The organism is Effusibacillus lacus, assembly GCF_002335525.1.
GTDB classification, from domain to species: Bacteria; Bacillota; Bacilli; order Tumebacillales; family Effusibacillaceae; genus Effusibacillus; species Effusibacillus lacus.
The window spans coordinates 68308-89819 of sequence record NZ_BDUF01000086.1 but is presented as its reverse complement, the minus strand read 5'-3'; the positions used below and the strand labels follow the sequence as shown (position 1 = coordinate 89819).

Annotated in this window: 26 protein-coding genes; 3 read left to right on the top strand and 23 right to left on the bottom strand. The window is 50.0% G+C overall.

Features of this window, described 5'->3' with window-relative positions:
* Positions 1-101 precede the first annotated feature (101 nt).
* Positions 102-1049: a phosphate/phosphite/phosphonate ABC transporter substrate-binding protein gene (locus EFBL_RS15260; protein ID WP_096182937.1), complete on the top strand. Its 948-nt coding sequence runs from the start codon at positions 102-104 to the stop codon at positions 1047-1049.
* Between the two features lie 46 nt (positions 1050-1095).
* Here EFBL_RS15260 and phnE (EFBL_RS15255) read toward each other — a convergent pair whose 3' ends face one another.
* The 6 genes from phnE (EFBL_RS15255) to lgt form a co-directional block, all read right to left on the bottom strand.
* Positions 1096-1863, bottom strand: a complete 768-nt coding sequence (phnE, locus tag EFBL_RS15255; RefSeq protein WP_096182936.1) for a phosphonate ABC transporter, permease protein PhnE — start codon at positions 1861-1863, stop codon at positions 1096-1098.
* Positions 1860-2639, bottom strand: a complete 780-nt coding sequence (gene phnE, locus EFBL_RS15250) for a phosphonate ABC transporter, permease protein PhnE (protein ID WP_096182935.1) — start codon at positions 2637-2639, stop codon at positions 1860-1862. The genes phnE (EFBL_RS15255) and phnE (EFBL_RS15250) overlap by 4 nt, the downstream gene beginning before the upstream one ends.
* Positions 2639-3409, bottom strand: a complete 771-nt coding sequence (phnC, locus tag EFBL_RS15245; protein WP_096182934.1) for a phosphonate ABC transporter ATP-binding protein — start codon at positions 3407-3409, stop codon at positions 2639-2641. Before phnC ends, phnE (EFBL_RS15250) begins: the two co-directional genes overlap by 1 nt.
* 33 nt (positions 3410-3442) lie before the next feature.
* Positions 3443-3817 carry a VOC family protein gene (locus tag EFBL_RS15240; protein ID WP_096182933.1) on the bottom strand — a complete coding sequence of 125 codons (375 nt, stop codon included), beginning with the start codon at positions 3815-3817 and terminating at the stop codon, positions 3443-3445.
* 142 nt (positions 3818-3959) lie between these two features.
* The gene (locus tag EFBL_RS15235) at positions 3960-4643 is read right to left on the bottom strand and encodes a TerC family protein (protein WP_096182932.1); all 684 of its coding nucleotides are present in this window, start codon (positions 4641-4643) and stop codon (positions 3960-3962) included.
* 276 nt (positions 4644-4919) lie between these two features.
* On the bottom strand, positions 4920-5711 hold the full coding sequence (gene lgt, locus EFBL_RS15230; RefSeq protein WP_096182931.1) for a prolipoprotein diacylglyceryl transferase: 792 nt from the start codon (positions 5709-5711) through the stop codon (positions 4920-4922).
* A 90-nt stretch (positions 5712-5801) separates the two neighbouring features.
* Here lgt and EFBL_RS15225 point away from each other — a divergent pair, with 90 nt between their 5' ends.
* On the top strand, positions 5802-6035 hold the full coding sequence (locus EFBL_RS15225; RefSeq protein WP_096182930.1) for a DUF5683 domain-containing protein: 234 nt from the start codon (positions 5802-5804) through the stop codon (positions 6033-6035).
* Between the two features lie 111 nt (positions 6036-6146).
* On the opposite strand, the gene sufB is transcribed toward EFBL_RS15225, so the two are convergent.
* From sufB to EFBL_RS15150, 15 genes are all read right to left on the bottom strand, one after another.
* Positions 6147-7574, bottom strand: coding sequence for a Fe-S cluster assembly protein SufB (gene sufB, locus EFBL_RS15220; RefSeq protein ID WP_096182929.1), 1428 nt, complete (start codon positions 7572-7574; stop codon positions 6147-6149).
* Positions 7567-8007: a Fe-S cluster assembly sulfur transfer protein SufU gene (sufU, locus tag EFBL_RS15215; RefSeq protein WP_096182928.1), complete on the bottom strand. Its 441-nt coding sequence runs from the start codon at positions 8005-8007 to the stop codon at positions 7567-7569. Before sufU ends, sufB begins: the two co-directional genes overlap by 8 nt.
* Complete coding sequence (locus EFBL_RS15210) at positions 7994-9223, bottom strand: cysteine desulfurase (RefSeq protein WP_096183053.1); 1230 nt, start codon at positions 9221-9223, stop codon at positions 7994-7996. The genes sufU and EFBL_RS15210 overlap by 14 nt, the downstream gene beginning before the upstream one ends.
* A gap of 6 nt (positions 9224-9229) precedes the next feature.
* Positions 9230-10525, bottom strand: coding sequence for a Fe-S cluster assembly protein SufD (gene sufD, locus EFBL_RS15205; RefSeq protein WP_096182927.1), 1296 nt, complete (start codon positions 10523-10525; stop codon positions 9230-9232).
* A 3-nt stretch (positions 10526-10528) separates the two neighbouring features.
* On the bottom strand, positions 10529-11287 hold the full coding sequence (sufC, locus tag EFBL_RS15200) for a Fe-S cluster assembly ATPase SufC (protein ID WP_096182926.1): 759 nt from the start codon (positions 11285-11287) through the stop codon (positions 10529-10531).
* Positions 11288-11331: 44 nt separating this feature from the next.
* Positions 11332-11781, bottom strand: coding sequence for an RrF2 family transcriptional regulator (locus EFBL_RS15195; RefSeq protein ID WP_231705826.1), 450 nt, complete (start codon positions 11779-11781; stop codon positions 11332-11334).
* Positions 11782-11978: 197 nt separating this feature from the next.
* Entirely contained in the window at positions 11979-12407 is a 429-nt protein-coding gene (locus EFBL_RS15190) for a YfmQ family protein (protein ID WP_096182924.1), read from the bottom strand.
* Positions 12408-12423: 16 nt separating this feature from the next.
* Entirely contained in the window at positions 12424-12972 is a 549-nt protein-coding gene (locus EFBL_RS15185; RefSeq protein ID WP_096182923.1) for a manganese efflux pump MntP, read from the bottom strand.
* A 134-nt stretch (positions 12973-13106) separates the two neighbouring features.
* The gene (locus tag EFBL_RS15180; RefSeq protein WP_096182922.1) at positions 13107-14084 is read right to left on the bottom strand and encodes a quinone oxidoreductase family protein; all 978 of its coding nucleotides are present in this window, start codon (positions 14082-14084) and stop codon (positions 13107-13109) included.
* A gap of 63 nt (positions 14085-14147) precedes the next feature.
* The gene (locus tag EFBL_RS15175) at positions 14148-15128 is read right to left on the bottom strand and encodes an EamA family transporter (RefSeq protein ID WP_096182921.1); all 981 of its coding nucleotides are present in this window, start codon (positions 15126-15128) and stop codon (positions 14148-14150) included.
* 18 nt (positions 15129-15146) lie between these two features.
* Positions 15147-15821, bottom strand: a complete 675-nt coding sequence (locus tag EFBL_RS15170) for a uracil-DNA glycosylase (RefSeq protein WP_096182920.1) — start codon at positions 15819-15821, stop codon at positions 15147-15149.
* A 22-nt stretch (positions 15822-15843) separates the two neighbouring features.
* Positions 15844-16398, bottom strand: coding sequence for an HD domain-containing protein (locus EFBL_RS15165; RefSeq protein ID WP_096183052.1), 555 nt, complete (start codon positions 16396-16398; stop codon positions 15844-15846).
* Between the two features lie 79 nt (positions 16399-16477).
* Entirely contained in the window at positions 16478-17800 is a 1323-nt protein-coding gene (locus tag EFBL_RS15160) for a DNA recombination protein RmuC (protein WP_096182919.1), read from the bottom strand.
* Between the two features lie 196 nt (positions 17801-17996).
* Complete coding sequence (locus EFBL_RS15155) at positions 17997-18431, bottom strand: hypothetical protein (RefSeq protein ID WP_096182918.1); 435 nt, start codon at positions 18429-18431, stop codon at positions 17997-17999.
* A gap of 16 nt (positions 18432-18447) precedes the next feature.
* Positions 18448-19386: an FtsZ/tubulin family protein gene (locus EFBL_RS15150; protein ID WP_207907550.1), complete on the bottom strand. Its 939-nt coding sequence runs from the start codon at positions 19384-19386 to the stop codon at positions 18448-18450.
* 163 nt (positions 19387-19549) lie between these two features.
* On the opposite strand from EFBL_RS15150, the gene EFBL_RS15145 reads away from it, so the two are divergent.
* Positions 19550-20083, top strand: coding sequence for a PASTA domain-containing protein (locus EFBL_RS15145; protein ID WP_165912417.1), 534 nt, complete (start codon positions 19550-19552; stop codon positions 20081-20083).
* 58 nt (positions 20084-20141) lie between these two features.
* Here the strand turns inward: EFBL_RS15145 and EFBL_RS15140 are convergent, their stop codons facing one another.
* Positions 20142-20516 carry a DnaJ family domain-containing protein gene (locus EFBL_RS15140; RefSeq protein WP_096182917.1) on the bottom strand — a complete coding sequence of 125 codons (375 nt, stop codon included), beginning with the start codon at positions 20514-20516 and terminating at the stop codon, positions 20142-20144.
* A 214-nt stretch (positions 20517-20730) separates the two neighbouring features.
* A complete protein-coding gene (locus EFBL_RS15135; protein ID WP_096182916.1) occupies positions 20731-21510 on the bottom strand; it encodes a class I SAM-dependent methyltransferase in 780 nt (259 codons plus the stop codon).
* Positions 21511-21512: the final 2 nt, after the last annotated feature.

The window sequence follows — 21512 nt, the reverse complement described above, 5'->3', positions numbered from 1 at the left end:
CTAAAGTTTAACATGAAAGTAATTATGCGTTATGCTATAGTATGGAATGGATTTAGTAAAAAAGTGCCTACCGTTTAAAGGCACAAAACGGAGGTTATGTCATGTTAAAAAAGGCGGTAATGGCAGGTTTGACCATGGTTCTGGCCGCAGGACTGCTGGCAGGTTGCGGTGGCGGCAAGAATCAAACCGCTCCGAATCAGGGGCAAGGTGGCGGCAGTGCCGCAAAAGGGTACGTTCCAAAGGAACTGAAGGTTCAATTCGTGCCTTCCCAGAATGCGGAAACACTGGAAGCAAAAGCAAAACCGCTTGAGAAGCTGCTTGGGGACAAACTGGGTATCCCGGTAAAAGTAAGCGTCTCCACTACTTATAACACCATCATTGAAGCCATGGCTTCCAAGCAAGTGGATGTCGGATTCCTCCCGCCGACCGCTTATGTATTGGCAAAAGAAAAAGGCGCGGCCGAAGTTATTTTGCAAGCCCAGCGCCTTGGCGTGAACCCGGATGGTTCCAGCAGCAGCGATCTTGTGGATTTCTACCGTGCGATGGTTGTTGTAAAAGCCGGCTCCCCGATAAAAGAACTGAAAGACCTCAAGGGCAAGAAAGTGGCTGTACAGGATGTAACCTCTTCCGCCGGTTATGTATGGCCGGCAGTTGAACTGAAGAAAGCCGGTGTTGACCCTGAGAAGGACATTCAGGCAGTAAAAGTAAAAGGACATGACAAAGGAATTCTGGCCGTTCTGAACGGTGACGCGGATGCCGCATTCGTATTCGAAGATGCCCGCAACACCGTGAAGAAAGACAAACCGGACGTATTCGAAAAAGTTTCCGTTCTCCACCGCACCGACAAGATTCCGAACGATACCATCAGCGTGCGTTCCGACATGGACAAGGAATGGATCTCCAAGATCCAGAAAGCGTTCATCGAAATCGGCAAGGATCCGGCAGGCAAGGGAATCATCAAGGATATTTACACCCACGAAGGGTATGTAGAGTCCTCCGACAAAAACTTCGACATCGTCCGTGAATACTCCAAACAAGTCGGAAAGTAAACGCGACAAACCACGGGGCAATAGATCCCGTGGTTAATTTTTGTGTTTATACAAGCTTTTTGCGAATGTACCCGGAAATGATATCGATCAAAGTGACCATTACAATGATCCCCAGCAGAATAATGCCTACCCGATCCCAGGACCTTGCCTCCAGGGCAAAGATCAGAGGGGTACCGATGCCGCCTGCCCCGATAATCCCCAGGATGGCGGCGGAACGAACATTGATCTCAAAACGGTACAAGGTGAAGGACATAAATTCGGGCAATACTTGAGGGATAACCGCAAACCACAATGTCTGCAAACGGTTGGCGCCGGTGGCAGTCAAAGCCTCCGTCGGTCCAAGGTCCATATTCTCGATGGCTTCGGAGAACAGTTTCCCAAGCATCCCGATGGAGTGCAGCCCCAGAGCCAGAACACCCGCAAATGCACCCGGTCCCACAGCCTTGATAAACATGATGGCCAGCACAATCTCGGGGAATACACGAACCAAGGTAAGGACAAACTTGCCGGAACCGGATATCCATGATTGCCCGCTCATGTTATTGGCCGCCCAGAAGGCAAAGGGAACCGTCAGGACAGCTGTGATAAATGTCCCAAGAAAAGCGATGGCCAGTGTATCAAGCAACCCTCGCAGCAAATCTTCGCCCTCAGGCAAATACACATAACCCCAATCCGGGTTGAACAGGCCTTTCAGGATAGCTACCGTAATCTCGCCGGCAGTTTCCTTGATTCCAGTGAATTCAATGCCTGTGAAGGACCAGATGTAGATAGCAACAACCAGCAGCGCAACAATCCAATAGCGAAGTCGTTTCATAACAGTTTCTCCCGGGCTTTGGTACTGACATAATCAATGAGCAGGACAACGGCCAAAGTGGCAATAATGATAGTGTTGGTTTGCTGATATCGGAACAATCCAAGGGTACTGTCCAGATACAGACCGATCCCACCGGCACCGACCAACCCCAAAACGGCAGCCGCTCTCACGTTCACTTCAAATGTATAAAGAAAATAGGCGGTGAATGTCGCCAGCACCTGCGGAACCACGCCAAAGTGAATCCACTGCAGCTTGTTGGCTCCCACTGCGGTCATCGCCTCAAGCGGTCCCGGGTCAATCGCTTCAATCGACTCATACAGCAGTTTTGAAATAAGTCCAAAAGAAAAAAATGAAAGCGCCAAAACACCTGCTACCGGGCCAATTCCAAAAATTGCCACAAAGACGGCTGCAAACAGCAGGTCCGGAATTGTCCGGATCAGATTGAGGATAAAACGGGCCGGATGGTATAACCATGGAGACCTTGTTACGTTGCTTGCAGCAAATAAAGAGACAGGCACTGCAAAGATGGCACCAAAAGTCGTGCCAATCACCGCCATCTGGATCGTTTCCCCGAGCGGGACCCAAATCTTGTCCAGATAGCCCCAATCAGGCGGGAACATCTCCTTCAGCAATTTCCACATCTCAGGCATGCCGGTTGCCAGTTCGGTCCAGTTGGCTTCCGTTTTGACCGCACTGCCCCAAAGCAGCAGCAAAACAAGCAACCCGGTCAGTACCGATTTTGTCTTGGCGGGCGGCTTTAACGCTTCCTGACTCATTACGCCTCCACCCCTAACAACTCGTCCTTTTTGATCGGGCGGCCATAAATATCAGCAAATTGTTCATCGGTCGCTTCCGCAACGGGACCGTCAAATACAACCTGTCCCGCCCGAAGGCCGATGATTCGGGTCGCATATTCCCTTGCCAAATCAATAAAGTGAAGGTTGACAACCGTGGTGATGCCCAAATCCTGGTTAATACGCTTCAAATCGTCCATGACTTGTTTGGTCGTCAGCGGGTCAAGCGATGCAACAGGCTCGTCCGCCAGGATGATCTTCGGCTCTTGTGCCAAGGCTCTCGCAATGGATACGCGCTGCTGTTGTCCGCCGGACAGTTCGTCGGCACGGGCATAGGCTTTTTCCTTAATGTTAACCCGTTCCAACGCTTTCAGCGCCAGTTCCTTATCCTCTTTCGGCCATAGTCCCAACAACGTGCGCAGGGTGGAATGGTAACCCACACGTCCCGACAATACGTTCCGGATTACGGAAGAACGCTTGACGAGATTGAAGTTTTGGAAGATCATCCCGATATCCCGTCGGATCCTTCGCAATTCTTGTCCGGTCGCTTTGGTGATTGATTTGCCATCAATCAGAATCTCACCTTCGGTTATGTCATGCAGACGGTTGATGGAACGAAGCAAGGTGGATTTTCCTGCCCCGGAAAGTCCTACGATAACGACAAACTCCCCTTTGCCGATGGTAAGGTTAATATCCTTCAATCCTACAGTTCCGTTTGGATAGATTTTCGAAACGCTCCTGAAATCAATCATTCGTGAAACCAACCTTTTCTGTTGAGGTATGTCTTATTCCCAATGGCAAGCTTCCATCCGGTTTCCGTCCGGATCCCGGAAGACGAAATACTGGACAGTCCCGTCATCCTGAATCGCTTCCACATCTACGCCCCTGCCATGAAGTTTGGAGTGTGCCTCTTCAATGTTCTCAACGAAAAAAATTGGGTAGGTAGTGGAGAATCGTTTGGCCGGCAGCACTTCATCATATCCAAGCTGATAAAGAGTCAGTGGTGTCTCCCCGCCGACCTTATAAATCACAATCGGGTAGTCATCATCTCCGACAAAGGTCGGGGTCAACTCCAGCACTTCCTCGTACCACTTGCGCGCTTTCTTGATATTTTTCACCCTGAGAATCACTGTGTCGATTCTGGTAAAGAGGCCTGCCATTTCAGAGTCCTCCCTATTATTCCGTGCTTACTAGGTATTGGCATTCAGAATATCAAAGCAGTTCAGACTTGCTCCCCATGAGATCATATCATTAAGACAAAAAAATGTCACCGATGCATCACCGGTGACATTTTTTCTGAGGTTAACTGCTGACCACCTGTTTTTGTTTGGATTGCTTGGATTGCTTGACTTTGCCCGCCAGCAGCACTCCTGTAACGATGCCAATTACCAGTCCCCACTCCAAAAAGGGGTTTGCAAAATAATCTTTAAGCAGCTTCTCACCGGCAATCATCTTGGCGGCTGTCCAGGCAAGCACACTGGCTCCAATATAAATAATGGCGGGGTAACGGTTCAATAGCTTGATAAACAGTGTACTTCCCCAAATGACTATGGGAACACTGAACAAGAGTCCCAAAACCACCAGCAGGTAGCTTCCATGGGCCGCACCAGCTATCGCTAACACATTGTCGATTCCCATCACCGCATCTGCAATGATGACGGTCTGAACCGCTGCCATAACGGAATGGGCGGCTTTCACATCGTGCTTATTGTCGTCCGTCAGAAGTTTGTATGCAATCCATATCAGCAACAGGCCTCCGATCAGCATCAGGCCCGGGATTAACAACAGCCAGACCACGGCGACTGTTGCCAGGGCACGAACCACAATTGCACCTAGGGTCCCCCACAAAATCACTTTCTTTTGCTGCTCTTTTGGCAAATTCCGGGCAGCCATGCCAATTACAATGGCATTGTCACCCGAAAGAACCAGATTGATGATGATGACAGCCAAGAGCGCCGAAAAGAAAGCGGCCGAAAACAATTCCATGCATCTTCCCCCTTTAGAGTTGTCCGGTTTCTCCTCAAACAAAGCGACCCTCACTCCAAGTTTGGTGAAGGCCGCCTTGAACGAAAAAAGACCTTCACCAAATTATGGCAAAGGTCTTGCTAACAACGTGTCGTTGCCAACAAAGCCGGAGACAACCGGAGTTCGGCAGTCCCGTAATGACGACTTTGCTGTACAGCTACTCCCCTTTGGAGGATATGCTTTTGTTATTATCATGTTACAGGAGGAACAGACACCAAGTCAATAGAAAAATACTTACTAAACCTGCGCTTGCGAGTCATTCCTTCCTGCATCTCTCTTCCATGCCCAATAGAGCAGCGCGATGCCTGCAAGGATCAGAATCAGGCTTACCAGCTGCGCCACACGCAGCGGTCCCAGCATCAGACTGTCGGTTCTGAGTCCCTCGATAAAGTACCGTCCGACCGAGTACAGGATCAGGTAGGAGAACATGACCTGCCCGTCAAACTTCTTGAACTTGTGAAGGAGCAGCATCAGGATTCCAAACACCAGCAGGTTCCATAACGATTCGTACAGAAACGTCGGCTCATAGTACGCACCGTTGATAAACATTTGTTCCTTGATAAAATTCGGGAACATGTTCATAAATTCCTCGGGCACTTCACCCCCGTGAGCTTCCTGATTGATGAAATTGCCCCATCGTCCGATTGCCTGTCCGAGAATCACGCTTGGCATGATCAGATCACCGAATAACAACACGGGCATCTTGTGTCTGCTGACATACCAAATTCCGCCCAGGGTTCCCCCAATCAGACCTCCGTGGATGGCAAGCCCGCCATGCCATATGGCGAATGCCTCCCATATGTTGTCCTTATAATTGTCCCATTCGAATATCACATAGTATGCACGGGCCCCAATTATGGCCAGTGGAATTATATACATGGCCATGTTCAGAATATGTTCCGGATCAATCCCGAACTTTCTGGCATGAAATTGGGCCAGCAGAACCCCGAATACGAAAGCGCTCGTCATAATGATCCCATACCAATGGATCTTTAACGGGCCTATCGTAACTGCGACCGGATCGATCATTTCCATCACCTCGCGGCTTATTGTACCATATCTCCCCGTCATAAGGGAAAAGCCGTTTCCATATAGTGATAGGAAGAAAGGGGGATCTCCATGAAAAATCCGGGTATTGCCGCTGTGCTGTCATTCTTTTTTGCGGGACTTGGCCAGATCTACAACGGCCAGATCGGAAAAGGAATCGGTTTTATCGTTGCTTATTTCATATCCGTACTGCTGATGTTTGTCCTGATCGGCTTTATCACGACCCCAATTCTATGGATTTGGGGCATGTACGATGCATATAAAACAGCCGAAAGAATCAACCGTGAAAGTTCAGGCGCCTTGTGACAGTCAGGTACAAGTCGTGATAGATCTATCACGACTTAAGGCAGGAGGTGAATAACATAAAAAAAACACCCCTTATCACTTGGTAAAATAAGGGGTGCTTTCATTTTTTCATTAGCCCACCGAACCTTCCATCTCAAGCTCGATCAGACGATTCAGTTCCACCGCATATTCCATAGGCAGTTCTTTCGAGAATGGCTCAATGAAACCGGATACGATCAGGCTGGTTGCCTGATCTTCCGACAGTCCACGGCTCATCAGGTAGAACAGCATATCTTCCGATACTTTCGAAACAGTAGCTTCATGTTCAATGGAAACGTTGTTTTCATTAATTTCCATAAACGGAATCGTGTCAGAGACCGAACCGTCATCAAACATTAACGCGTCGCATTTGACATTCACTTTGGAGCCTTGTGCGTTGTCCGCCACCTTCACCCAACCGCGGTACGTAGTTTTCCCGCCGCCTTTGGAGATGGATTTGGAAACAATGGTGCTGGAAGTATTGGGTGCCAGGTGGAAAACCTTCGTTCCGGCATCCTGATGCTGATCCTTACCGGCAAAGGCAATGGATGTGATTTCCGCGCGGGCGCCTTCCCCTTTCAGGATTACAGCAGGATATTTCATCGTCAACTTGGAACCGATGTTGCCGTCAATCCACTCCATTACCGCATTCTCATGAGCAACGGCACGCTTGGTCACCAGGTTGTATACGTTGGGCGACCAGTTCTGGATCGTGGTGTAACGGACTCGGGATCCGGCCAGGCAAACGATTTCCACAACCGCCGAGTGCAGCGAATCGCTGGAATATTTCGGCGCGGAGCATCCCTCCACATAATGGACGAAAGAGCCTTCTTCCCCGATGATCAACGTCCGCTCAAATTGGCCTGCGTTCTTTGTATTGATTCGGAAGTATGCTTGGAGCGGAATTTCCACGTGCACGCCTTTTGGAACCCAGATAAAGGAACCGCCGGACCAAACTGCGGAGTTCAACGCCGCAAATTTGTTGTCTGAGGGCGGGATGACCGTGCTGAAATATTTCCTTACAATCTCCGGATGTTCGCGAACCGCAGTATCCATATCGGTAAAGATCACGCCCAGATCTTCCAAATCCTTGCGCATGCTGTGGTACACAACTTCCGATTCGTACTGGGCGGTAACCCCTGCCAGGAAGTTGCGTTCCGCTTCCGGAATCCCCAGTTTGTCAAAGGTCTGCTTTACGGTGTCGGGGACGTCTTCCCAGCTTTGAACCGCTTTGTCAGTCGGGCGAACGTAGTAATGAATATCGTCGAAATCCAGATCATCCAGATCCTTCGTCCACCAGGGCATCGGCATCTTGGAGAAGATGTCGTAGCTCTTGAGACGGAAATCGGTCATCCAGCCCGGCTCGTTCTTCATTTCCGAGATCTTTTTGACAATCTCACGGTTCAACCCTTTCTCCGACTTGAATACATAATTTTCCGGGTCTGAGAAGCCGTATTTATAGTCCTGGACAATATCCACCGCTGCATTCTTCTCGGTAATTTCCTCTCGCGTTTTAGCCATTTTGGATTCCCTCCTTTTTATCCAAGCCTTGTTCCAGCGCTTTCCAAGCCAGTGTGGCGCATTTGATACGCACCGGATATTTTGAAACTCCCTGCAGGGCTTGCAATTCGCCGAGGTCTTTGTAGTTTCCCTCAACGCCCTTCATCATGTCGTAGAAACTTGCGATCAGCTGGCGAGCTTCCTCAATTGACTTTCCCTTCAATTTCACGGTCAGCATTGAAGCACTGGATTGGCTGATGGAGCAACCGTGTCCGTGAAACTTCGCATCCGCCACTTTCCCCGTCTCATCCAGTTTCAGATGGATCCCAATCACATCTCCGCAAGTCGGATTGGCCAACTCCATACCTACGTCGTAATTTTCAATTTTCCCCTGATTGCGGGGCTTCTTGTAATGATCCAGGATCACATCCTGGTAGAGGCTATCGAGTGACATAACCGAACAACTCCTTCACTTTTTGGAGGGAAGTGACAAGACGGTCAATGTCTTGTTCATCGTTGTAGATATAGAAACTGGCCCGATTGGTTGCGGCAACGCGTAACCATTTGTGAAGGGGTTGCGCGCAGTGGTGACCTGCCCGAACCGCCACTCCCTCCGCATCCAGGACCGTTGATACATCATGCGGATGTGTGTCGTCAATGTTGAAAGCAATCAGTCCGGTCCTCGGTTCCCGTGGACCATACATTTGGATGCCTTCCACCTGATCCAGACGATCCCAGGCATAAGCCAGCAGATCTTCTTCATGCTTTCTTACATTGTCCATTCCCAGATCGGTCAAGTAGCCGATGGCTGCAGCCAATCCTACGGCTCCCACAATGTTGGGCGTCCCTGCCTCAAACCTTGCCGGAACTTCCGCCCAGTTGGATTCGTAGTAGTCTACCAGACCTATCATGCTTCCGCCAAGCTGGAAAGGTTCCATCACGTCCAACAGCTTTCCTTTGCCGTAGAGAAACCCTATCCCAGTCGGTCCCAACATCTTGTGGCCAGATACGGCAAGGAAGTCAGCGTCAAGATCCTGAACGTCAATTCTCAGATGGGGAGCACTTTGGGCCGCATCGACAATAACAACTGCGCCAACCGCATGTGCTTCCGCAATGAGGTCTTTAACAGGCACAATGGTTCCCAACACATTGGAAGCATAGGATACAGCCACAATCTTGATGTTCCCCTGTTTCAGGAAAGAACGGTACTGCTCCCTGTCAAGATGGCCTTCTGCAGTCAACTCCACCATGTACAGCTTTGCTTTGGTCAGTTTGGCAATTTGCTGCCAGGGAACCAGGTTGGAGTGGTGCTCGAGCAGGGTAACAACAATGCCGTCGCCTTCCTTTAGATTGTGTAATCCGTATGCGTACGCCACCAGGTTGATCGCTTCCGTGGTGCCCCGTGTAAACACAATGTTCTGCGGAACAGGAGCGTTTACAAATCGCGCAACTTTCTCCCGCGCTTCTTCATAAGCTGAAGTCGCTCTTTCCCCCAGGGTGTGTACACCACGGTGAACATTTGCATGGCTGGTTGCATAATATTGAGACATGGCTTCCACAACCTGTCGCGGGATTTGCGCACTTGCTGCAGAATCCAGATAGGCAATCGGTTTTCCGTTTACTTTCTGTTGTAATACCGGGAAATCCTGCTTAATCTGTTTGACATCCAACACGGGTTACCACCCCAGCTTTCGATCAACCAATGATTGTACCTCTGCACGTACGTTTTCAAGCGGAATCAGCTCCGTGACCGAGCCGAAAAAGCCTTCCACAATCATTCTCTGCGCCTGTTTCAACGGGATTCCGCGACTCTGGAGATAGAACAGATGGGCTTCATCGATCCGACCGACCGTTGCCGCGTGGCCGGCTCCCGCCACATCCGTTTCCTCAATCAGGAGACCTGGAATGGCATCTCCTTTTGCGTTTTCCGAAAGAATCAGGCTGTTCTCTTTCTGATAGGTGGAAGATCCTTTCGAACCCGGCAGAATGTGGCCAAGTCCCCGCCAGATCGTCTTCGCTTTGTCATTCATGACACCTTTTGCAACAATATCAGAAGTAGTGTTGCGCCCCTGGTGAATCATCGAAGCGGAAACGTCAAGAGACTGCTCGTTGGAACCAAAGAACACCACCACCGCTTCCGAATTGGCGCCGTCTCCGTCTACATAGGAAGTGTTCTCGGAACGGGCAATCTTTCCGCCAAACTCACTGGCAACCCATTTCACTTCCGAGTCGCGTCCCAGCAAGGCACGACGGGGATGGAAGCTGTAAGTTCCCAGATCGAAATTCTGCAGTGAGATATAGGTAATCTTTGCGCCGTCCTGGGGGAAAATCTCAACCGCACCGCTATGGATATTGGTTCCGCCCTGCAGATCAGACCCGGAATACTCCAGCACGGTTATTTGGGAGAACGCTTCCGCAACAATCAGTGTGTGATTGAAAATCCCGACATTCGGAATATCTCCGTAGGTAAATACCTGGAACGGAGCGTCAATCACTACGTTCTTCGGAACATAGAGGAATGCCCCGCCGGTCCGCAATGCGTAATGCAGTGCGGCAAATTTGCTTTCTTTATAGGTGTAAAGTTTACCGAGATACTTCTCGACTTTCTCCGGGTACTCAGCAATCGCATTCTGCAAGCTGGTCAGAATGACCCCTTTGGCTTCCAGTTCCGGGTTCAGTCGGATCTCCGTCACATCACTGTTATAATGAACAATTACACCGGCCGCTTCAGAATCAATCCGGCTGCAAACCGCTTCCGGTGTTTCTTTCTTGCCGCCCACCGGGATCAGAGAATCGAGCGGCACCTCTTTCAGGCGAAGGTTTCGCCATCCCTCGTCCTGTTTGGGAAGGTCAAGTACATCGTAAGCTTCCAGTGCTTGCAACCGAAGTTCCTTGGCCCAACCCGTTTCCTGAAAACGATCGGCCAACTGGCGAACAGCCGGCTCAATCTCAGAACTGATGACCTTCGTCATGCTTTATACCTCCCCGCCAACGGACACTTGGCCTCTGATCCAGTCGTATCCTTTCTCTTCAAGCTCAAGGGCCAATTCGGGACCGCCGGAACGGACGATACGACCGTCCATCATTACATGGACGAAGTCCGGTTTGATGTATTCAAGCAAACGGTGATAGTGGGTGATGATCAGCACTCCCAATTCCGGTCCGCGCAGTTTGTTGACACCGTCTGCCACAATTTTCAGAGCGTCAATGTCAAGACCGGAGTCGGTCTCGTCAAGAATGGCGATCTTTGGTTCAAGCAGCGCCATCTGCAGAATTTCATGGCGCTTCTTCTCGCCGCCGGAGAATCCTTCATTGAGATTCCGGTTCGCAAATGACATATCCATCTTCATCATTTGCATCTTTTCCTGCATGATGGAGTAGAACTCGAACACTTCCATTTCAGTACCTTTGACAGCATTGTAGGCTTGCCGCAAGAAATTCTTCACCGGTACTCCGGGAATCTCGGCAGGATATTGGAATGCGAGGAACAACCCTTCACGCGCCCTCTCGTCGACTTCCATCTCCAGCAGGTCTTTTCCGCCAAGGGTCACTTGGCCGTTCGTCACTTCATAACGGGGATGGCCTGCCAATGTCATGGAAAGGGTCGTTTTGCCCGTTCCGTTAGGTCCCATGATGGCGTGTACTTCCCCGCCTTTCACCGTCAGGTCGAATCCTTTTAATACTTCCTTGCCTGCCACGTTCACGTGCAAGCCTTTGACTACCAAATCTGCCATGATGCTTCCCCCTAACCTTCCTTCAACTGTAGTCTTTGGTATTTCTATTTGCTTTCCAATTGGATCAGGGGATTCCCCCGTTCCACAATTTCCCGAAGCGTAATGTTGTCAAGCACGGAAACCATTGTATCACGCAATTTCTCCCAAACAAACTTGGTTGTGCAAGTTTCCGATTTGTTGCAGCATTCATCATCTACTTCGGCATGCAGACAATCAACAGGAGCAATCGGCCCTTCCAATGCCTTGATAACCTCTCCTGCCGTTATCTGATCGGATGGACGTGACAACGTGTACCCGCCCCGAGGACCGCGAACCGCAGTCACAAGGCCAGCTTTCCGCATGGCGAACAGAATCTGTTCCAGAAACTGATCCGGAATCTGTTCCGCGGTCGCAATTGTCCTGATCGGTATCGGACCATCAGTCTCCCGCTGGGCAAGATATGCCATGGCAATCAGTCCGTAATGGCCACGGGCAGACAGTTTCAACCCATCCACCTCCCAATTCCTGAGTAAATTGGTCAGGAATATTCCCAAGAAAGAAGTCAGGCTTAGATTGGAATTACCCTGACTTAGAATGATTATATTCTCAATTCATTATATGCTAATTGAGAAAAAACGGCAAGCACCCCAAAAGAAAAATGGAATACAGCATTATGGTTACCCTCTTGTTGGAGGTTTATTTATGAAAAACTTTATCCTTCCAGTTTTGCCAAGAAGCTCCCCAGTTCGGAATGCCGTGCCCAGTACGTGACGACCTGCTGGTTCGACCGGCGTTGCGTGATGTCGAAGTCCTCTTCCCTTGGCACGATCAAAATTTCATCGCCGGAATCCAACTCCAGTACGATCCCTTCTTTGCCGACGCGAGGATTTTCATATGCCCGTTTTTGGATGAATGAGGCTTCGTTGTACCAGTCCACCAACTGCTGTTTTTCAAGACCGGTGGCTTCCCGTTCCGTGTTGTTCTCAAATACGCGAATGGTTTTCACTTTGGCAGCGTCAATTTTTTTATGGACTTCAAACGGACGAAGCAGTTTGACCATCCAAAACGTCGGCAAGCATAACAGAAATACCAGGACCAATGCAATGATATGACTGGTCCAGTTCAGCATCTCAAAAGACATGATAGTGGTTCCCTCCTCAAACAAATCGGTCAATCAGCAACCCTGCGGCCAGAACAATCAGAATCAGTCCGGGAACTTTCTCCGCTTTCTTCCCAAGCAGGGGTTGAATCTTTTGGGCGAATGAAATGCCCAGCCATGTAAAGAAGAACGCCTGAACCCCCAGGATCATGGATGTTTCAAGAACGGGAAGACCAATCAACCCATAGGAAGATCCGACGAACATTTCATCCAGACTGATCAGGATTCCTGTAATGAGCAAAGTGGTACCTCGTAAGGCACCAGCCAGCCTGTGCACCAACCTCTCGTCCTCTGCTTCGTCTTCCAACAGGAAATAGACGCCGATTCCAAAGAGCAGAACCACACCGGCGTAAAAAGCCCACTCCTCAAATAGATTCCCCAGCGAAGATCCGAGGAAGAACCCAAATAAAGGCATAATCGCTTCAAACAGCGAGAAGGCAAGAGCGGTGCGAAACTTGTTGCGGGCACCCGAGAGTCCTATGGCGGTGGAAACCACCAAGTTGTCAATCCCAAGCGAAACAATCACAGCCAGCATGATCATGAACATGGATGAAAGTCCCTTTCGTTATCTGGGGTAAAACGATCTTGAAGCTGCACTTGGCTTCCCTATTATACTAAACAGAGTCTTCATAAAAAACAAGTTATGAAAAGAGCGGCCCCAAAGGCCGTCTTTCGTCCGTCTCACGGAACCAGTACGAGTTTGCCGATCGTTTGTCTGCCTTCCATCAGGTCTTGAACAAGACCTGCTTCCGCCAATGGATACACGCCGCCGATGAGGAACTTGACCTGGCCGGTGGCAGCCCAGGTCAGCAATTCTTTCAGGCTTTGCAGGAACCGATCCGGTTGTTCCATCAACTTTCCGAGGAAAAATCCGGTTACCGTCTGGTTCTTGCCCATCAGCTGAACAGGAACCAAAGTGCCGCGCTCTCCGCTGGCAGCGCCAAAAACCACCATCCGTCCGTAATCGGCAAGACACTTCAGATTCTGCTGGATCATATCACCGCCTGCGATCTCCAGGATCACATCCGCCCCTTTGCCGCCAGTCGCCTCAAGCACCTCCTGCGGCCAATCCGGCAGCGTATAATCGATGGTGATATCCGCACCCGCTTGCTTTGCCAGATCCCTTTTTTCCGCTGTACTGGCCGTCCCGATGACCAATCCGGCACCGAATTTCTTGGCCAGTTGTACGGACAACAGGCCTACGCCCCCTGCCGCCGCATGTACCAGCACCGATTCTCCCGGCTGAAGTTGGCCGGATGTCTTCAGCACATGATAGGCGGTTAATCCTTGAAGCGGGATCGCCACCGCTTGAGTATAGTCAAGTCCGGAGGGAATGGGAATCAGTCCGTTGGTGTGCGCAACCGCATATTCCGCATAGCCGCCTCCTTTATGCAGCAGGGTAATGACCGGCTGACCCACCCATTTTTCATCGACACCTTCACCCACTTCCCGGACAATTCCTGCAATCTCGACACCGGGCACAAACGGAAGCGGGGTCGGCACCACGTACCGCCCGTAACGGCGGGCAATATCCGCATAGTTGATGCCGCAAGCTTTCACTTCAATCAATACTTCATTGGCACGCGGCACCGGCTTGTCGATATCTTCCAGAGTAAGCACATCAGACTTGCCATACTGGTGAAAACGGATCGCTTTCATGGAAACTCCCCCTGTCAATCGGATGACTGCCACATTCTCAATTATACGGGTGAAATCCTTTTCTCACCCCTCCAAGCTTTTACTCGTAACGGGCGGCTCTTTTCCAAGGAGCCGCTTTTCCTTCTTTTTGGACTCCATTGCCAGCAATAGCACGGTAAAGATAATGCACACCCCGCCGATGGCTTCAAACAGACCCAGAGACAGGCTGAGCCAAAGAACTGATGCAAGGACCGCCGCAAGCGGTTCGGCGGAGTTCAGCATTCCCGCTTCCGCCGGGGATATATAACGCAAACTTTCAAGCACCAGGTAAAAGGGAATCAAAGTTCCAAACAGAATAACGAAGCCAATCAACGACCAGGAAAGGCTGGTCAATTGCAAGCCATCCATCTGCCAGGGCGGATTAACCAGTGACAACCCAATGCCGCCGATTGCCATTCCCCACCCGACAATTGTCAGGGAACCCCATTTTCTCAACAGATTGACAGGATATAAGGTGTAAAAAGCGGCTGTTACAGCAGCCCCAAGTCCCCAGGCAACAGCAGCTCCCGATATGGAAAGTTCCTCCGTGGAACCGTTTGTCACCAGCAAGAAGGTCCCAAGAAGCGCCAGCCCCAAGGCAAGGAATTCAAGCAGCCCCGGAATCCGGCGGAAACGGAGCGCCAGATAAAGTGTTATGAATACGGGTCCCAGAAACTGCAGGAGCGTGGCAGTGGCAGCATTCCCGGCTTCAATCGCGGCAAAGTAGGTGTATTGCACCCCAAGCATCCCGAGAAGGCCAAAAATCATAAGCTGAATCCGGTCCTGCCGGCTCTTCCATACGGACCAGACGTTATCCCTGTTGACTTGGGCCAACCCCAGGGCGAGTAGCAGCACACCGGCTATAATCAATCGAATTGTCACCAACCACCCCGGGCGTATGCCTTCGTGTTGGAACAGATATTGTGCTGCCGTTCCGGAAAGTCCCCACAACGAGGCCCCCAGAAAAGCCATTGCCAATCCTTTGTATCTGGAAATCAACTGCGATTCCGCTACAGTGGTCTGCATATCGTTTCTCCTTACCCTTTACAGATTCGGAATCTGCCAGTCAATCTCATAACTCCCCATCTGCCTTAGCAATTCATTCGCGCGGGAAAAGTGACGGCAGCCGAAAAATCCCTTGTTGGCAGAAAAAGGACTTGGATGGGCCGCCTTCAGAATCGGGTGCCTTGACGATGTGATCAGTTCCGATTTTTTCTGTGCGTGGCTGCCCCACAACAGGAAGACCACCGGACGTTCCCGTTCGTTCAGCGTCCGTATCACCTGGTCGGTAAAGATTTCCCACCCTATGCCTTTATGCGAATTCGGTTGGTTCTTTCGCACGGTCAAAACCGTGTTCAATAAAAGTACACCCTGCTCAGCCCATTTGGCCAGATACCCGTTGTTGGGGATCTGACATCCGAGGTCGGTTTGCAGCTCCTTGAAAATGTTTTGCAGGGATGGGGGCGGCTGTATACCGGGTTTGACAGAGAAACTTAATCCGTGAGCTTGTCCAGGTCCGTGATAAGGGTCCTGCCCCAGGATGACCACTTTAACCGAGGAAAAAGGAGTCAGGTGCAACGCGTTAAAAATATCGTATTTATCGGGGTAAACGACCTGAGTTCGGTACTCCTCAATCAGAAACCGCCGCAGTTTGAGATAGTAGGGCTTTCCAAACTCGGGTTCCAGGAACTGCGCCCAGTCATTTTTTAAAATGGCCAAATTGAGATACCCTCCCTGCGCTTCAAGTTGTCAAATAACCCTTATCCACCGCGCTGCGGATCATTTCCCGGGCGAAGTCCCAAAGCGTTTCGGATCCCTCCCGAATGCTGCTGTTTCGCTCAAGCACCCTGTCGCTCGTCAGGTTATGCCTGCGCCAGGATTGACCCTCACTGAAGTAATTCTGCAGCATGGGCTGGAGTCTGTCCAAAGCGTTTGCGTAGCTGGATTCAGGTGTTTTCCGCTCCTCAAATTCCCGCCAGAGAGCAAAAATTTCTTCGGCCTGGTCAGGAGGCAGCAGGTTAAACAGCCGGTCGGCTGCCTGCAGTTCCCGTTCTTCCTTGTCTTCATAGCCTTTGACATCATAGGCGAAGGTGTCGCCCGCATCAATTTCCACAATGTCATGGATCAGCAGCATCTTGACCACACGCAGCAGATCCAGATCCGGTTGATTGGCATATTCGGAAAGAACAATGGCCATCATGGCCAAATGCCAGGAATGCTCGGCGTCATTCTCGTTTCGGGTCTTGTCCGTCAGAAACGATTGCCGAAAGATTTGCTTCAGTTTATCAATCTCCATGAGAAATTCGATTTGTCTCGCAAGTCTGTGGTTTGTGTAATCCAAAGTCTGTTCGCTCCCCGTCAGCTCATTTGCGTTCTTATTCCGGTACCGTCAATTCCAGATCTTCCAACAGCAGACTGGCTTCTCCGGCAGGCAGTTCCTCCACCGATCTGAGCTTCCGCTCGATCGTGCGCGATTTCTTGCTGGCCGTCTCGATGGTGTTGCTGGCTTCCTGCAGCTTCTTCTGGGTCTTGTCGAGAATGTCGCCAAATCTGACGAATTCGGTTTTGACTGCCCCCAACAACTGCCATACTTCGCTCGATCGCTTCTGGATCGCGAGCGTTCGGAAGCCCATTTGCAAGCTGTTCAACAAGGCTGTGATGGTGGTGGGTCCTGTTATGATCACACGATAATCCCTCTGCAAAGTTTCCCACAGTCCGGAACGCCTGAGCACTTCGGCAAACAATCCCTCGATCGGCAGGAACATAATGGCGAAATCAGTGGTGTCGGGCGGATTGATGTATTTCTCCTGAATGGTCTTGGCTTCCTGCTTGATTTTTGTTTCCAGCAATTTGGCTGCATCATGGGCCGCCTGCAGGTCTCCGGCTTCTTGGGCATCCAACAGCTTCTGATAATCTTCCAGCGGGAACTTGGAGTCAATGGGGAGCAGCACATGTTTCTGGCTGTCTTCCTTGCCGGGGAGTCTGATGGCAAACTCCACCCGTTCCGTGCTGCCTTTCCTGGTCGCCACGTTTTTCTCGTATTGCTCCGGGCTCAGGATCTGCTCCAGCAGGTTCTCCAGTTGGATTTCCCCAAGCGTCCCTCTTGTCTTGACGTTGGTCAGCACTTTCTTCAGGTCACCCACTCCGGCTGCCAGGGTTTGCATCTCCCCAAGGCCCTTATGTACCAATTCCAGCCGCTCGCTTACCAGTTTGAAGGACTCACCCAGACGCTTTTCCAGTGTTTCGTTCAGTTTCTCGTCAACGGTCTGCCGCATCTGCTCCAGTTTCTTGTTGTTGTCCTCCTGCAGCAGGGTAAGCTTCCGTTCGACCGTTTCCCGCACTTTCTCCAGCTTCTGTTCGTTCATTTGCGTCAGATCGTTCAATTGCTTGGAGAAGCTGTCCAGCAGGTTCTTTTGTTGAGTGGACATTTCGCTCATATTGGTAAGCAGCGATTGAGCCAAGGCGGTAATGGAATTGGCCATTTCTTCCCGGCCAAGTTTGGCGGTTACGACAGACTCTTCCCGATTCTTGGCAATCTCGTCGCGCAAAGCCTTTTCCAATTTTTCCTGTGATTTTTCCAGCAGCACCAACTGGTTTTGCAATGGATCCAACAGGTTGGTCGACTGCTTTCGCAGGAACAGAACCAAAAGCACAATCACATTTAGCGCCACAGATGCAACCAGCAAGATTTCCGTCATCCAGACAACCTCCGTTTCCTATCAACACAAGTATACCTGATTTGCCCACTGATAGACACGGAGTCCTTGCCGTACTTCATGAATGGAAGTCGGGATAGCGGATTTTCCATAACTTTGGGAAACCGAAGACAATCACAATAAAGACCCGTTCCAAACGGGCCACATCCTGCCTATTCCTGATACGCAATCAACTCTTTCAAGCACCCCAAGTATGGGGCCAAGCATTCATAAGAGATACCAAGACTCCGATATCATGGCTGAATTCAACCAAATACGGCTTGTTCTCGTCATCAAACAGAAGCAGCAAAGGCTTCTCTGAATCGCTTACCATCAGATACACTTCCTCCACCAGGAAGTTGACCCACTCATTCTCAACCTTCACCGGGGGTTCAATGGGAATCTTGCAGACCCTTCCCTCTTTTGGCATGACATTGACTCTTTCAGACAGACCGGTTATCGAGCCAAGACACAATCGAATCTCTTTCTGGATTTCCGCTGAATTGGGAACGGTATGCACCACTTTGCCTGCCTGTACGTCAAACACTTCAACGTTTGCGGCCAGAGCCAGTGAAGTGGGACTGGATAAGGCTATTCCGACAAGTAACGTTACAAGCAAAAGAAGCTTTCGCATTCCGTACACCTCGTCCTTATGCAGTAGTTCCAGTAGTATGCCCCTCGTTTCTTTCATCCATCGTTTTGCGTTCTGCTTCCTGTTTCTGCGTTTTCTTGGACAGCAGTTGGCCTGTTTTCTGGGTGGCCGCGGTCAGAAGTTCCCACTTCTTCTTAAACCACAGACGTTGCGTGATGAGCTTTTTCATTTTTTCCGGTTGCGGGAACGGATCTTTCATTCCGTTGACAATCAGAGTGATCTTGAAGCGGGGACCGGGCTCGTCCATCAGATAGGTTCCCAACTTGAACAAATCAGTTTTATGGAACAGATCATTCAACCGCAGGTTGATCTGCTGGAAGGACACCATGTCGACGTCCTTGGTGCAGCCAATGTTGATGATCATTTGCTTTCCTTCCGTGTAATCCTGTGGAAGATAGGGGGTGGAAATGGCATATTTCAAAGGTTCGTCGAATGAATCCCCTTCAAAGGTCCGGATGTAAACAGGCCCCCTGCCATTTCGCAAAAAAGTTTGGATGTCCTTGACGTCGATGTTCATCTCACCTGTGACCTGGATCATTTCCTCAATAGCGCGGATGGGGGCTTCCTCAAGAAGTTCGAATACCAGGTTCGCTTCCTGGATGGTGGTGCCGGGGGTAAGAATCTCCATCATTCCGTCACTGTGGAGATAGGTAATGGCGTCACACAGTTCTTTCATCTGGTAATATTGGCTGATCGCTTTCTGCAGGCGCTTCTTTCCTTCAAACCGAAAGGGAAACCGGAAGATGCCCACCAGGAGTACATCCCTTGACTTTAACCGGTACAGTTGCTCCATCAATCTCTCTGTTTCACCGGAATTGCCGCCCACAAAACGGAAAAAGCAAATGTCATCCCGCCCCATCATCGGCATGAGGATTCGATCTCTTTCCGATAATTCCTGCTTGATTTTGAAGATTCGAACCGGATTGACCATGGCCATTTCAACCCCCTTGTCCCTACCCCAATACTTTATTATAGCGGGAGGAGGATGCAAATATTGTCAAGGCTTGTCGACCGAACATGAATTCTTTCGAACTTCCCCCCCAACTCGGACAAACAATCAAATTGATTATCGTATATTCTTTGGTAAGGGGGAGATTCAAATGAACAATCGACGTTGGATCTGGGTAGCAATCCTCGTATTCCTAACAGGCATAGGTGCGGGAGCGCTTTATACGGTAGCCGATAGCCCGGATCGGGCCAATCAATGGCTGGCGCAAGCTGATCAAGCATTTGCATCAGGTCATTATGAAGAAGCATTGTCACTCTATAAAAAAGCGGCCACCATCAAATCCAAAAGCCCTGAGGTCCAGAGGAAGATCGAGCTTACCGAGCAAAAGCTGAAACAACCGCAAACAGATGCGTCAACGGCTGCAGCACCTCCGCAGTCTACCCAACCTGCTGCCACAGTCTCTGCCAAACAAACCGAAGTACCTGTGAATAAAGGGGAAGTTCCAAATCTTATAGGAATGACTTTGCCGGATGCTGAAAAATTATTGCTGAGTTTAAACATTCGATACGAGTATTACATTGAGGCTTCCGACAAGCAAAAGAATACAGTCTTTAAGCAGGTTCCGGAAGCCGGGAAGCCAATTCCGTCAGGCGGGCGTGTTACCTTCTACGTTAGCAGAGGATAGTATAGAGGAGGCCATTGTGTGCAGGACTATTTTGATTGGAATTCCGATGGGAAGCCTTTCACCTATTGAATTTGTCGTAGAGTTTGCTTTGATAAGTCCGAAACGCAGAGGTGCCGGGCATCTTTCTTTTCTCCATCAGGCTGTTGAAGCGAAGCATCTTCTCACTCAACTTCTTTTTGAGAAGCTCTCGTTCTTGATCGTCATGGCAGCAGTTCAACAGATCGTGAAGACTTAGAATCTCTTTCTGCAGCTGCATTTCTTCCGGAACCACCCCTGCGTTTTTCATAATCTTATAGCCCATGCGAAGGTCTTCAGGGACGGTAGAGAGGTCCTCCAGATTCAGGGGTTTTCCTTTGCCCGGCAGGTTCTTGAACTCCCCGTTCTCGATGGCCTCCCGGATCTTCTCTTCTGCGATCTTTTCCAGAATATCCATCATGCATCTCCAATCCTCAGGCGCTGACAAAACGAATCTTTCTCTCTGATTTGGATGTTTCCACTTCCTCTGCAAACGGGAACGTGGACAGTCCCACCGTTTTTTTATCATTCCAATGGGGCATGATTGTCTGGCTGTCGGCATCCGGTTCAACCCCAGATCCCCAAGACAATGACACCTATTGTTATCAGTATAGACGATGCAAGCCGGCGTGTTACGGTCTTTCGGATAGAACCATCCACTCATCCACTTGCAGGGATTGGATCTCTTCGTTCTCTATAACTACTGAAAAATACTGATGGATCTCCTCACTTGCATCGCAAATATACTGCTTGACCCGATCAATTTGCTCCCGACTGCCGGCGGTTCGTTCCACCCAGCCGGGAAACTGGAAGGTCTTTTTTCGTATCAACGATTTGATCTCGATCAAATTGGATAAGTTGAACAAGTCTTTCCATTCTTTCACGGAAAGACAACGAACATGGCTTTCATCTCTCAATTTTTCCAGGGTGTTCATAAATTCTGCCAGTTCAGGCTTGTCGGGAACAACATTGTCGATCAGTAAAAACTTGCCGTGTGGTTTCAGAACCCGCTCCACTTCCGAAACGAATTTTCGGGGATTTGGAAAATGATGCGGAGCTATGCGGCACGTTACGATGTCGAATGTATGATCCAGAAAAGGCAGTGACTCGGCATCCGCCAGTACATACCAGATGTTTTTGCAGGATTGATTCAGGTGCCTGGCAGTATTTGCCAACATTTGTTTGGTCAAATCTGTTGAAAAAACATGAGCAACGTGAGGGGACAAAGTTTTTGCAACATGCCCGCCACCAGTCGCGATATCCAAAGCGATCCAATGCGGTTCCGGTTGCAGCCACTCTACCAGCAAAGACAGGTCACCGCCCTTTGCGTGGGAATCACTTGTGACATACTTCTCGGCGTTCTTTGAGAACTGCTCATTCACTTTTTGTTTGATTTGTTGCTCTTCATCCATCC

Excerpts from the sequence above, each read along its gene's own strand:
- EFBL_RS15225 (WP_096182930.1), top strand. The coding sequence starts at position 5,802 with ATGAAAAATCCGGGTATTGCCGCTGTGCTGTCATTCTTTTTTGCGGGA.
- phnC (WP_096182934.1), bottom strand. The coding sequence starts at position 3,409 with ATGATTGATTTCAGGAGCGTTTCGAAAATCTATCCAAACGGAACTGTA.
- sufC (WP_096182926.1), bottom strand. The coding sequence starts at position 11,287 with ATGGCAGATTTGGTAGTCAAAGGCTTGCACGTGAACGTGGCAGGCAAG.
- EFBL_RS15165 (WP_096183052.1), bottom strand. The coding sequence starts at position 16,398 with ATGGAGATTGATAAACTGAAGCAAATCTTTCGGCAATCGTTTCTGACG.
- EFBL_RS15190 (WP_096182924.1), bottom strand. The coding sequence starts at position 12,407 with ATGTCTTTTGAGATGCTGAACTGGACCAGTCATATCATTGCATTGGTC.
- EFBL_RS15160 (WP_096182919.1), bottom strand. The coding sequence starts at position 17,800 with ATGACGGAAATCTTGCTGGTTGCATCTGTGGCGCTAAATGTGATTGTG.
- EFBL_RS15240 (WP_096182933.1), bottom strand. The coding sequence starts at position 3,817 with ATGGCAGGCCTCTTTACCAGAATCGACACAGTGATTCTCAGGGTGAAA.
- EFBL_RS15140 (WP_096182917.1), bottom strand. The coding sequence starts at position 20,516 with ATGGATATTCTGGAAAAGATCGCAGAAGAGAAGATCCGGGAGGCCATC.
- sufD (WP_096182927.1), bottom strand. The coding sequence starts at position 10,525 with ATGACGAAGGTCATCAGTTCTGAGATTGAGCCGGCTGTTCGCCAGTTG.
- sufU (WP_096182928.1), bottom strand. The coding sequence starts at position 8,007 with ATGTCACTCGATAGCCTCTACCAGGATGTGATCCTGGATCATTACAAG.
- EFBL_RS15180 (WP_096182922.1), bottom strand. The coding sequence starts at position 14,084 with ATGAAAGCGATCCGTTTTCACCAGTATGGCAAGTCTGATGTGCTTACT.
- EFBL_RS15185 (WP_096182923.1), bottom strand. The coding sequence starts at position 12,972 with ATGTTCATGATCATGCTGGCTGTGATTGTTTCGCTTGGGATTGACAAC.
- EFBL_RS15260 (WP_096182937.1), top strand. The coding sequence starts at position 102 with ATGTTAAAAAAGGCGGTAATGGCAGGTTTGACCATGGTTCTGGCCGCA.
- EFBL_RS15235 (WP_096182932.1), bottom strand. The coding sequence starts at position 4,643 with ATGGAATTGTTTTCGGCCGCTTTCTTTTCGGCGCTCTTGGCTGTCATC.
- lgt (WP_096182931.1), bottom strand. The coding sequence starts at position 5,711 with ATGATCGATCCGGTCGCAGTTACGATAGGCCCGTTAAAGATCCATTGG.
- EFBL_RS15155 (WP_096182918.1), bottom strand. The coding sequence starts at position 18,431 with ATGCGAAAGCTTCTTTTGCTTGTAACGTTACTTGTCGGAATAGCCTTA.
- EFBL_RS15135 (WP_096182916.1), bottom strand. The coding sequence starts at position 21,510 with ATGGATGAAGAGCAACAAATCAAACAAAAAGTGAATGAGCAGTTCTCA.
- EFBL_RS15175 (WP_096182921.1), bottom strand. The coding sequence starts at position 15,128 with ATGCAGACCACTGTAGCGGAATCGCAGTTGATTTCCAGATACAAAGGA.
- sufB (WP_096182929.1), bottom strand. The coding sequence starts at position 7,574 with ATGGCTAAAACGCGAGAGGAAATTACCGAGAAGAATGCAGCGGTGGAT.
- phnE (WP_096182936.1), bottom strand. The coding sequence starts at position 1,863 with ATGAAACGACTTCGCTATTGGATTGTTGCGCTGCTGGTTGTTGCTATC.
- EFBL_RS15145 (WP_165912417.1), top strand. The coding sequence starts at position 19,550 with ATGAACAATCGACGTTGGATCTGGGTAGCAATCCTCGTATTCCTAACA.
- EFBL_RS15150 (WP_207907550.1), bottom strand. The coding sequence starts at position 19,386 with ATGGCCATGGTCAATCCGGTTCGAATCTTCAAAATCAAGCAGGAATTA.
- phnE (WP_096182935.1), bottom strand. The coding sequence starts at position 2,639 with ATGAGTCAGGAAGCGTTAAAGCCGCCCGCCAAGACAAAATCGGTACTG.